8 protein-coding genes are annotated in these 11589 nt (G+C 41.1%); 1 reads left to right on the top strand and 7 read right to left on the bottom strand.

Annotation, left to right across the window (positions count from 1 at the left end; translation table 11 throughout):
- Positions 1-679: 679 nt before the first annotated feature.
- From QZU58_RS08865 to QZU58_RS08895, 7 genes are all read right to left on the bottom strand, one after another.
- The gene (locus QZU58_RS08865; RefSeq protein WP_294496125.1) at positions 680-1579 is read right to left on the bottom strand and encodes an RloB family protein; all 900 of its coding nucleotides are present in this window, start codon (positions 1577-1579) and stop codon (positions 680-682) included.
- Complete coding sequence (locus QZU58_RS08870; protein ID WP_294496127.1) at positions 1580-2917, bottom strand: AAA family ATPase; 1338 nt, start codon at positions 2915-2917, stop codon at positions 1580-1582.
- Between the two features lie 752 nt (positions 2918-3669).
- Complete coding sequence (locus QZU58_RS08875; protein ID WP_294496129.1) at positions 3670-4629, bottom strand: TAXI family TRAP transporter solute-binding subunit; 960 nt, start codon at positions 4627-4629, stop codon at positions 3670-3672.
- A 430-nt stretch (positions 4630-5059) separates the two neighbouring features.
- The gene (locus tag QZU58_RS08880; protein WP_294496131.1) at positions 5060-5572 is read right to left on the bottom strand and encodes a hypothetical protein; all 513 of its coding nucleotides are present in this window, start codon (positions 5570-5572) and stop codon (positions 5060-5062) included.
- 392 nt (positions 5573-5964) lie between these two features.
- Entirely contained in the window at positions 5965-7368 is a 1404-nt protein-coding gene (locus QZU58_RS08885; protein WP_294496133.1) for an efflux transporter outer membrane subunit, read from the bottom strand.
- Positions 7369-7381: 13 nt separating this feature from the next.
- The gene (locus tag QZU58_RS08890) at positions 7382-9430 is read right to left on the bottom strand and encodes a MacB family efflux pump subunit (RefSeq protein ID WP_294496135.1); all 2049 of its coding nucleotides are present in this window, start codon (positions 9428-9430) and stop codon (positions 7382-7384) included.
- 42 nt (positions 9431-9472) lie between these two features.
- The gene (locus tag QZU58_RS08895; RefSeq protein WP_294496137.1) at positions 9473-10657 is read right to left on the bottom strand and encodes an efflux RND transporter periplasmic adaptor subunit; all 1185 of its coding nucleotides are present in this window, start codon (positions 10655-10657) and stop codon (positions 9473-9475) included.
- Between the two features lie 596 nt (positions 10658-11253).
- On the opposite strand from QZU58_RS08895, the gene QZU58_RS08900 reads away from it, so the two are divergent.
- The coding region (locus tag QZU58_RS08900) for a 2-C-methyl-D-erythritol 4-phosphate cytidylyltransferase (protein ID WP_294496139.1) at positions 11254-11589 on the top strand (336 nt) is incomplete at its 3' end.

Here is an 11589-nt window from a genome sequence, read left to right on the forward strand (position 1 = left end):
TTTAGGACCATCTCGGCCAGAGTCTTCAACAATAGTATTAACCGGTCTTTTAACCTTTCTGATTTCTTCAGGAACCTTCATAAAAACACCTCTTATATATAGTCCGTATTATATCATAAACGGACTAATAAAGACATAAAAAATGATAATTTTGCAAAGAAATCACTAACTTTTACGATAAAACAGGAGTTAAAAAGGCAGATTATTTCCAAAAAACAGGGGAAACAGATGAATTTTTGATATGATTTGAAAAGAAAAGACCTCAGAACAAGAAGGTTTCTATAGTCCTGAGGTTTGTGAAAGTTTTATTTTATTTAAATTAATGTTTTCCGCCGTTTTATCCAGAAAGAACCAATCATCACTCAGATAACTTTCCACGATCTCTAGAAAAGCATCAACATCTAGTAAGATGATTTTCTTTTGTAACTATATGTTGTTGTGGTTTTACGTTTATTCCATCGATTTTTTGCTTTTTATGACTTTTTGCAACCAAAGTGCAACCGGTAACATCATCCATCGACACTCCTACCCACGTCTGCAAATGAGGCATCTCTCTGTTTACAAACTATAAATTAGACCAATTGCCATTTTCATCACTATCATAATTCCATCATTTAAATGATGTGTTTTAACATCTAGCCTGATTACACTAGTATTAAACAGATTCTAGTCCACATTATTATACTTCTCTTAGAAGTGTAAATAATTCTGGCATATTAGTTCCAATTTTTCCGCATTTAGAATCATCTGATTTATTACTACCAATAAGGTCATCTAAATCAGTTGCAAAATTACTATTTGCCTGACTTATAGCATAGTCTACTTTGTTTAAATAAAACTTTTTAAACACAGCATCACTTATTCCCTTTGCATGACCGGCAATCTCAGATACCAGCTTACTTGTATATGTATGCTTATCTGAAACCTTTGCATTCAGCATAATATCACGCAGATTATTAGAATACTCTCTTTTAACATCAACTAAATGTAATAATAACCAAAATTCAAATAATGGTGTCGAAATAAAACACCAATAGTTTTTATTCTTACACTCATCAATAATTCTCTTCATCTGTTCAACTGAATGATTTTTATAATCTCGATCTATCACTATTCCAAATACGTCGTCATTTCCTTTATAATCTCGCAAAAAAAGATTATAAGCTAAATCAATACCGGCCTCTCCAAGCAAAAATTCAAACTCTTCTACATCTTTGTCTCTTTCCAATTCACCATTTAAATATTGCTTAACAAATTCATATGAATACTTTTGGAGAACAGCATCCTTAAGTCTTTGTGGCAACACTTGCGGATCTCTCAGTTCAACATATTCATCTAGTAATTCTAAAACTCGTTCTGGCGCACTACTATTATCATCCTTTGCGCGTTTTAATGGACAAATATGAACACCTTTTTTTATTTTTAAATCTGAACGATATTTTTCAATCAGGTCAAAGTATTGGCATTCTGTTTTATTTCCTTCAACAGATAAAAAGACAATTCTTAACGGTGCTTCTTGGTTTTCTTCCTCAGGTCGTGAAAACATATCATTTGATTTCAATCGAAAGGAATTTTGCATTTAACCTTCCTCCTCTTCATCCCACGGATCTAAACCAAAATTTGGAACAGCACCATATCTCCCAAGCAAATAATCTTTTGCTACAGAATGATCAAATCTTTCTTTAAATTTATTCAATGAATATAATTCCGAACTATGATCTGCTCTTCTTTCCACAAACCATATTTCATCTTGTCGAAGTAAATTAAGATTTAAAACGTTTGCATCATGTAATGTAACAATAAGTTGCGTATTAGCACCTTGTGTCTTTTCAAAAAACTTTTGAATAAATTCAATTGTTAATTTACTATGAAAACTTCTATCTAGTTCGTCAACCAAAATCACGTAGTTTTGTGTTGCCATCCTATATAGTGGGATTAAATCGAATAGTCTTTGAGTTCCATCAGATTCATCAGCAATTTCAAAAAGGTCATTGTTGTTGCCATGATTCATAACTAATTGACGAGCAACAATTTTTCCATCTACTTTTGAAAAAGAAAACCTTCTACCAAACACATCAATATTAATAGATAATTTCTCATTATCTTCTTTATCTTTTAATTTTTTTTCTATGCCATTAATAATATCATTTTTGATATTCTCAGGTAGAAATGACAAAGCCTTATCAATATCCCTCTCTTGACCGTCAATCATTTCTATTCCCGTGTCAAAATAATTCATTAGTTTTGCGACAGAATCTAGAGTGTCATTGACAATATATTGATTGTATCCTCCGTACTTTGACTGTGGGAAAATAATAATCAAGGACTTAAACCAATTAATAGCATCATAAAAAAATTTAAAATCCTCTATATCATCAAGCTTGTGGCTTACTATTTCATATAAAAAAGTTTTGTTATCTGGAACATCTTCCGCATAAATATCAAATCTTTGTTTATTCTCTGCATTGCTAAAAGGAATATCTGTACTAACCTTTTGCTGATTTCTTTCAAAAATTGCCATTTCTTTATCATCTACTAAATATAACCATTCAGAGATAATAGAATTATCCGAATATGATATAGCTAATCCATAAGAATAAAAATGGCCATTGCTTACAAAATCGTACTGAAATACCCCTGGTCTGCTTAATGATTCTGGATCAATTCTAAAATTACTGTGAAATGTCCTACCAGCATTTAATCCGTAAAAAATTATATCTTTCCCAAAATTAATCGCTTTAATTAAATTACTCTTTCCAGCTGCATTAGCACCAAATAATACGCTTCCTTTTAATAAACGCTTTCCATTAACAACTACTAAATGACTTTTTAAACGTGTGTGTTTTCCTGCTGCCATAGAAAAAACTTGTCTTTCATTAAATGAAAGATAGTTTTCCACTGTAAATCTTACCAACATAGTGCACACCTCCTAATATAATTATGATGTGATTTAATCACATCTTACAACGCTTTCAGTGAATATTCAACATTTTCATTGTTGGTATGCGTTTTATTTGTGATATTTTCACATATTATAACTTTGATTCTTAAACTCTTCTTTCTACTAGTTAACGTAGTTTTCCAAAAATGATGTTATTAAAATTGTAAATAATGCAATAAAAAAATAGGCCGCCGGTATCACTAAAATACCAGAGGCCAACACTACCTTCACTACTTTATCCAAATTCGCGAGCAGTGTACTTTTGTACAACTTTGCTCGTTGGGGAGATTTTCCCCAGTCCCCTTTGAACAAATTTTTCAAATCTGGCTGCGCTCGTAAACGAGCTTTATTACGCTTTGAAGCATTTCTATGAATCACTATTTTTATAAAATCCATCCAAGATTTCCAGAATTATGTCCGAATCCCTCTCTCGTCAAATGGCAGTAAAGATTCTGCTGTCTGCTACTCGGATGTTTATTTTATTTAAATTAATGTTTTCCGCCGTTTTATCCAGAAAGAACCAATCATCACTCAGATAACTTTCCACGATCTCAATTGTTGCAGCAGGTAAGGAGACATACTTGATTTACAATTTTTCACACTAAACAGCAAAAACAAAAAAAACGATGTCAATCATAATGACATCGTTTTTCCATTGTTAACTGAAACATGAATTTTACTATGGCATCATTTCCAGTTATGAATTATGTGCTTCCGGGAAACAGCCGTTAGTCAGTCTTTACCTTTATGTTCTTAGAATGATAGTATCTTGCTGCTCCTCTGTGGAACGGAATGGACACGCCTTCAACGGCATTCTCTAGGGATATTACGTCTCCGCCGGGAAGAATAGGCGTAAAGGAATTGGCATTCTTGAAAAGATTTTCGGTTATCTCTTCAACATCTTCCGGATCCATGGTTCTGCTGGCTACAAGAAGGGTTTTGATGCCGAGTGTGGTCACCGGTTCATTCTGTCCCACATATGATCCTGCAGGAATAACCATCTTTGTGTAGAACTTGTAGTTATCCATAACCTTTTTTATCTGTTCTTCATCGATAGGAATAAGTCTGATGGGAACCTGCTTTGACAGCTGAACCAGAACAGGCATTCTGACTCCTCCGGTAAAGAACATGGCATCAACACTTCCGTTGATGAGATTCTTGGTTGCCTCATCATAGTTATAGTTTAATGACTGCACCTGGTATCCGATTACATCATAGGCATTTAAAATCTGCTTGGCATTCTGCTCACTTCCTGAATGAAGTTCCCCTATACTTACCTTTTTACCTACCAGATCAGTCATTTTATAAATGGAACTGTCAGCCCTGACAACAACATGACAGGACTCGGTGTAGATACTGGCAACAGCTGCAAAATCATGTAAAGGGAATCCGCCCTTAAAGGCTCCTACCGCATGATAGGCATCACTGCTGACGTCATTTTGAGCCAGAGCCATCTGAATATCACCTGTATTAAGATTACGAACATTGGCTGCAGACCCTGCAGAATTCACAATCGTGAGCTTATACTTGCCCTCCCTTTCGAGATTGGATTTCATGACCCCTGCAAATTCATCATATTTACTATTCTTGGCAGCTGTACCGAACTTGATTTCGCTGTCTCCGCAGCCAAATAACGCAAATGAAGAGAGAAAAGCGACAGTAAGTACTGATAAGATAGTTTTCTTCATCCGTGTGTCCTTTAATGATATAAAGTGAAATTATAAATAATTATCATACTATTTATCTGATTATGTCTATGAATATCATTTTAGGTATCTCAAAAATAATGACAGTCCCCGCAATTTTTACGGGGGCAGTTACTGAGGAAAGGTTCCTAAACGGAAATAAACCATACACGTCATAATTTATCTCAGAACACCATTCATGTACTGCCACGGGATAACCGACATCAGAGCCTGCTGAGATTTGATTAAGCTGATAATCTGATTCAGATTTGACCATGGATGAGATAGAATTCTGACGATGCGAAATGATGATTCAAAGGGGATCCTGCCGGAAGCAGGAATACCTGCTGTTTTATGGAAAAAGACCCGGGAAGGATACTTCCCCTAGCCTTTAAATTTATCCTTTTTACGGTCCGTACCTGCTTTTGGACTTTTATTCGGCGTCTTCGTTTTTCTGCTTTGTGATATCCGCAAAAAGATTACCGTTTCTGAAAACAGCTTCGAGATGATTAGGACTGAAACGCCAGCCGTCCTCTGAATCCTCAAGTGCGTTGAAGCACCATTCGGAACAGAAATATCTGCTCTTTTTCTGCCTGAAACCGAGAACCACGCCAATGGCTCCGCGGAAATCGTATTTCTTTCCCTTTGTCTTTTCGAAGTATGACTTTATCCTGTCCTCATCGGTAAAGTTAAGCTTATAGAGGAGCCACTGTTCCGGATTATCCACGTTGATTTCCTTCACCCTCACGCCGCCGTCACGGGGACTTGAACTGTAGCATTCGTAAACGGTTGCCAAAGTTCCGTCTTCCCTTTTTACTTCCTTCTTTACCGCAAGTTCCACATGGGAATATACCCCCTTGGTAAACAGCCTGATGGTACCGTCAACAACACGGTCCCAGAATGAAGGACCATCCCCCTTGTAAAATGCGAGATATATTTCAGCCATAAAAATTCTCCACTTTCATATAAAAAGATATATAACGCAGTAATATATACCACAGGCCCGGTAACACAACAAATTTATACTTGCCATTTACGGTCAAATATTGATTTACACGGCGGTTTTTCATGATGACATTCACTGCCACTCTTCACACGGAGAAGAAAACTGTCTGCCCACCGGGTGACAGTTATTAAAAGACTCTGTCGGAATATAAAGACCTATTATCGTTTTGCCGGCATAGACCAATGTATGCATCCTGCCGGGTTCAATATGTTTCCGCAGAACGATTTCCGCCGCTCATCCATAACAGCCCCAGCATATCCCATTCATACATAATTAAATATGGAGGCATGATTTCTCATACCTCCATATTTTCGCATAAAAGCCGTTCCGGCTTACAGTCCGCCAAGAGCCTTGGCAAACACTACGGCGTCATTAAGAGAATTCTGCTTGGACTTTGCAAGTGCCAGTGCGGTAACTCTGCGGGACTTTCTTGCCTCAAGGTAATCCTTGAGTGATACGGCGCCCACCTCATATCGCTGCCTGTACAGCTCCTCGGTTCTGCCTGTAAGCTGAAGCTTCTCAATATTGTTATTAAGCAGTACCCTGTCATTCTCAATATCGTTAAGTGACTGATACACTTCACCGAGAGCCTTGTAATACGTAGTCACGAAATTCATTTCAGCACTGTCACGTGAAAGCTCGGCAAGATCAATCTGCAGAGAATTCTTGTAATAGTTTATAAACGGCAGAGCAAGATTTGCAAGAATTGAGGCAACCGGATTCTCAAAGAACTGTACCAGTTCGGATGAGGATCCTGCAGACAGTCCTGCGGTGAGGCTGAATCTCGGATACATGTCGAGTCTTGCGGCATCCTTCGAAGCAAGTGCAGACTTAACCTTAGCCTCGGCAGAAGCCACGTCAGGTCTTATACTGAGAAGATCACTGCCGAGACCGGCTCTTACCTCAGGAACCTTCAGTCCCTCAAGTGTATCTGCGGTAACCACCTCTGCGGTCGGAACCTTGTTGAGAAGCATGTTCATTGCAGAAATGCTGTTCTTAAAATTATTACGCTGTTCGGCAAGCGTTGTCTGAACCTCAATGAGATCTGTTTTTGCCTGAAGAAGTTCCAGTTCGGAAATACTGCCGTTATCATATCTTGACTTCATGATGGCAAAGGTGTCCTCACTGTCCTTAAGATTGCTCTCACTCAGACGAATGGCATCCTTGTAATAGACTATCTGCCAATACACGTTGGCAACGGAAGCCGAAACACTGAGTCTTGCCGCTCTTGCGTCGTATGTCTTTGACTCCAGATCATAAGCCGCTGCCTTGCTGTCTGCTGCCAGTCTCCCGAAAAGATCAAGCTCATAGCTCACCTTGAGGGAACTGTCTGACGACCTGCGTGAAACTCCTGTTTTAAGAGGCTTGTTTATACCGCTTGAAAGAGATGCGCTGAGATCCGGAATAAGCTCCGCATCGGCAATGTCCGCCTGCACCATGGCCTTTCTTACATTAATGAGAGCCTGATAGTAGTCGTTGTTGTTTTCAAGAGCCTCCTCAATAAGAGCGGTAAGCTTTTCATCCTCGAAACGGACCCAGTAGCTGTCGGTTATCTGAATCCCTGAGGCATCACCGGCATCGGCCGTCACGGATACGGCCGATTCAGAATCGGCTACGCCGTTAACAAAAACGTATTCGTCTAAATCAGGACGCTGGTAATCCGTATGAAGCGCGGTGCAGCCGCTTAAAATCACTCCGGCAATACATGCGGATAAAACTTTCTTGCATAAAACCATTTGTCTTTAACTCCTATTCACGTGCCAGAGCATCAATCGGATTAAGCTTTGCCGCATTCTTTGCCGGCAGATATCCGAAGAGCATTCCGATAAGTGATGAACATGTTACGGCAGCCACGATTGATGTTACGGAAAATTCCATCTTGATGCTTGATACAAACATTCCGAAGACCACGCCGATACCGTACGAGCAGATTACACCGCATCCGCCGCCGATGAGACACACGAGTACTGCCTCAATAAGGAACTGCTGCAGAATGTCACTCTGTCTTGCCCCCACAGCCATACGGATGCCGATTTCCTTGGTACGTTCGGTTACGGATACCAGCATGATGTTCATTACGCCGATACCGCCCACGATAAGGGATATTACCGCAATGGCACTTATGAGGTACGTGAGAGTATCCGTTGTTGAGGTTATGGTCTTTAAGATGGTATCGGAACTGTTGGTAAAGAAGTCCTTGGTTCCGTGTCTTAATTTAAGCACGTGTTCAATCGCCTGCTGGGCAACGGCATTGGACACGTTATCCTTAACCCTTATGGTCAGGGAACCGAGATAATTCTCATGCACGATTCGGTTCATCATTGAGGTGTACGGAATGTACACGTTCAGTGAATCCTGACTGTCAAAAGGAGAATCGGAATTCTTGAGCACGCCGATTACCACACACGGAAGCTTACCGAGAATCAGTGTTTTACCGATGGGATTTTCATACTCAAAGAATCTCTTCCTAGTGTTTTCGTCAATGACGGCAACCTGAGCTATGTTATTGACGTCCTGAGCGGTAAAAAGATGTCCGCCCGCAACTTCATAACCCTTTACCCTGAAGAACTGCTCACTCACTCCGGAAACCTTGGCGTTTGCTGAAACGCTGTGGTACTGGGCAAGAAGGGAATTCTGTCTTATCGGGGTAATGGCATCGGTAAATACCTGCTGCTCAAGAACCTTCATATCCTGAACGGTCAGGGTTTCAACCTTGCCGGATCTTATGTCACCGAAATCCTTTCCGGGATATACAGAAATGGTATTGGTACCGATGGCATTAATGTCGTTTACCACCTTGGTGCTGGCCCCCTTGCCTAAAGCCACTACGCTGACCACGGCCATGATACCGATAATAATGCCCAGCATGGTAAGCAGGGTTCTCATCTTATGGGAAACCATGGCGATGAACGCCATCTTGAAGGCTTCCTTAAAGCGGTCAACGTAGGCTCGGAGCTGAAGGACAAAACTGTCCTTCAGGAGAACCTTGTCCTCGTCAGCCAGCTGACGGCGTTCCAGCTTAACCTTATCATTCTGATAGTCGGCGATGATTTCACCGTCCTTGATTTCGATGATGCGGCCGGCGTTGGCTGCAATCTTCGGATCATGGGTAACCAGAATTACGGTATGACCAGCGGCGTTAAGATCCTTTAAAATCTTCATTACTTCCTCACCGCTGTGGGAATCAAGCGCACCGGTAGGTTCGTCAGCAAGAATAACCTGACCGCCGTTCATCAGTGCTCGCGCAATACTCACGCGCTGCTGCTGACCGCCTGAAAGCTCGCTCGGAAGATGATCCTTTCTTTCGTCAAGACCGAGTCTCTTAAGAAGATCATTGGCTCTTATGAGACGCTTTTCACTTTTTATTCCCGCATAAATTGCAGGTATTTCCACGTTGCCGGTGGCATTGAGGTGCCCCAGCAGATGATAACGCTGGAAAATAAAACCGAAGTAGTCCCTTCTTAATCCGGCAAGTTCGTCGGAATCGAGGTCGGAAGTTTTCCTGCCCTCGATGTAGTACTCACCGGTGGTTGGCTTGTCAAGGCAACCCAAAATGTTCATGAGGGTTGACTTGCCTGAACCTGACTGACCTATAATCGCCACCATTTCACCGGCATAGATCTTAAGGTCTATACCGTGAAGAATTTCAACCGTTTCCGTTCCGAGCCCGAAACTGCGTGTTACGCCGTGTACCTCAAGAAGAGGCTTTTCGGAAGAAACGGCTGCGTTATCCGCGTTACCGTCATGCTTACGCTGTTCTTCCGCGCTTATGTTTACACTGTTATTATCCGTAGACATGATAATATCCTCTTACCGGCAAAAGCCTTAAGTACACACATATTAGAGACGCGGACCGCGACGTCTTGAATTACCGGCTGCCATTGAAGCGGCTTCGGCAGAAGCAACGTCTGAGCCGATGATGATTTCATCCTGTTCGGTAACACCGTCAAGGATCTCGTAGTTGATATTGTCCTTTCGTCCCACGGTGACAATCCTTTCTTCGGCCTTACCGCCCTTGCCCTTTACTAAAACCTTGTATTTGCTGTTTCCGAGACTCTGGTTGAGAACGGCAATCGGCAGATACACGACATTCTTGCTTTCACCGAGGATGATGGTAACTTCGGCGGTCATGGACTTACGCAGAATGCCTTCACTGTTATCCACGTCAAGCAAGGCATTATAGTAGATGGCCTGGGTGGAACTTGAACTGCTGGAAGCAGAAGATGAACTTGAGCTTTCGGATTCTGTTGCCGGTTCTATGTCACGGAGAGTGCTGATGAACTTTCTGTCAGGAAGTCCGAGGATGGTAAAGTATGAATCCATGCCCGGCTTAACCTTTACTACGTCAGCTTCTGAAATTTCCGCTTCAACGGTCATGGTTTCAAGATCGGCAATCTTAACGATTGTAGGAGCGCTCTGGGTGGAAACAACAGTCTGACCTTCTTCAGTCACGATACCGATAACCACGCCGTCACGGGGAGCTGTTATCTTGGTGTAGCCAAGATTGGTTTCAGCCGTAGAAACGCTGATCTTGGCCTTTTCGATATTGGCATCACATGATTCCAGCTTGGCTCTTGTCTGAGCAAGACTTGCTTCGGCACTTTCAAGATCGGCATCGGAAGTTGCGTTGCCCTTTTTCATCTTAAGCTGGCGATTATATTCAAGTTCCTGCTGTTTCAGCGCAGCCTGCAGCTGCTTCTTTTCGGCCTGAACTATACGGAGTTCGGCCTTGGCACTTGACAGACTGTTTATCTGGGTACGGGGATCGATTTCCGCAATCATGTCCCCTTTCTTCACCTTGTCACCGAGCTTTACGTAGAGCTTCTGGATCTGACCGTTAACCTGGGCACCTACTTCAACTTCGTTGCGCCCTACCAGGGTTCCGGTGGCAAGTACCTTTTCGACCACGTCCCCCTTTGAAGGATGAATGGTCATATATTCGAGTTCCTTTTCCCCGCCGAATTTATACATGGCCAAACCGCCGACGGCACCTGCTACAAGTAAAGCTATAAGTAATTTTTTCATGATCATGTCCAATATTCATGCATTTTGTATGTTTATTCTAAATAGCCCAATCCGCAGTATCCGACTGACATAAAAGGACGGAAACAGAATCAGATAAATAAACCTGGATTATCTGAAAAGATTGGCAACCTTTTGGGTCAAAATATTCATTAGGTTTATTTTACCCTAAAACTCAATAAGAGATTGTTACAATGTGTGACAGAAGGAAACAAATTCTGATGTGACGGGATGTTTTAGGATCGTCTGGAAATCTACGGCATCACGGTAAGATTCTTTTTCGGTCCCGGGATTCCCCATTCATTCTTTCATATTTCCCCACATTACCCCATTCTTATTAATACAGCCTTATATCTTTGCAGATACTTAAAAGACTTTTTTCCTTTCTCAACAAGACGAATTTACCTTCCTTATAAAGTGAATTTTTCCTCCCTTATACAGCCTTTTTTCCCTTCTGATTTTACCCTTTTATTTTAAGTATTTTCGTACTCAAAATAAAACACCTCCACATTGCAAAGCCTTTTAAATCAAGTCTTTCAGCCGTTTGTATTTTCATGATAAGAGACATTTATCATGAAAAAATCATGTTAGGGGTAATCATGAACTATGCCATAGTTTTTGCCGGCGGAGTCGGTTCAAGAATGAAATCTCCGGACTTACCGAAGCAGTTTATCGAGGTTAACGGTAAGCCAATCATTGTCTATACCTTGGAACATTTTCAGAAGCATGAGGACATCAAAGGAATCATAGTTGTCTGTCTGGAACAGTGGATTCCTCACATGGTTAAGCTTGTTGCCCAGTTTGAACTGTGCAAGGTTCTTAAGGTCGTCAAAGGAGGTTCCACCGGACAGGAATCAATCTACAAAGGTCTGTGTGCCCTTGAAGGCATTGCTCAGCCGGATGACGTTGTTCTTTTACATGACGGCGTAAGACCA

This window comes from uncultured Ruminobacter sp. (assembly GCA_902764345.1).
Classification (GTDB): domain Bacteria; phylum Pseudomonadota; class Gammaproteobacteria; order Enterobacterales; family Succinivibrionaceae; genus Ruminobacter.

Excerpts from the sequence above, each read along its gene's own strand:
- QZU58_RS08890 (WP_294496135.1), bottom strand. The coding sequence starts at position 9,430 with ATGTCTACGGATAATAACAGTGTAAACATAAGCGCGGAAGAACAGCGT.
- QZU58_RS08865 (WP_294496125.1), bottom strand. The coding sequence starts at position 1,579 with ATGCAAAATTCCTTTCGATTGAAATCAAATGATATGTTTTCACGACCT.
- QZU58_RS08895 (WP_294496137.1), bottom strand. The coding sequence starts at position 10,657 with ATGAAAAAATTACTTATAGCTTTACTTGTAGCAGGTGCCGTCGGCGGT.
- QZU58_RS08885 (WP_294496133.1), bottom strand. The coding sequence starts at position 7,368 with ATGGTTTTATGCAAGAAAGTTTTATCCGCATGTATTGCCGGAGTGATT.
- QZU58_RS08880 (WP_294496131.1), bottom strand. The coding sequence starts at position 5,572 with ATGGCTGAAATATATCTCGCATTTTACAAGGGGGATGGTCCTTCATTC.
- QZU58_RS08875 (WP_294496129.1), bottom strand. The coding sequence starts at position 4,629 with ATGAAGAAAACTATCTTATCAGTACTTACTGTCGCTTTTCTCTCTTCA.
- QZU58_RS08870 (WP_294496127.1), bottom strand. The coding sequence starts at position 2,917 with ATGTTGGTAAGATTTACAGTGGAAAACTATCTTTCATTTAATGAAAGA.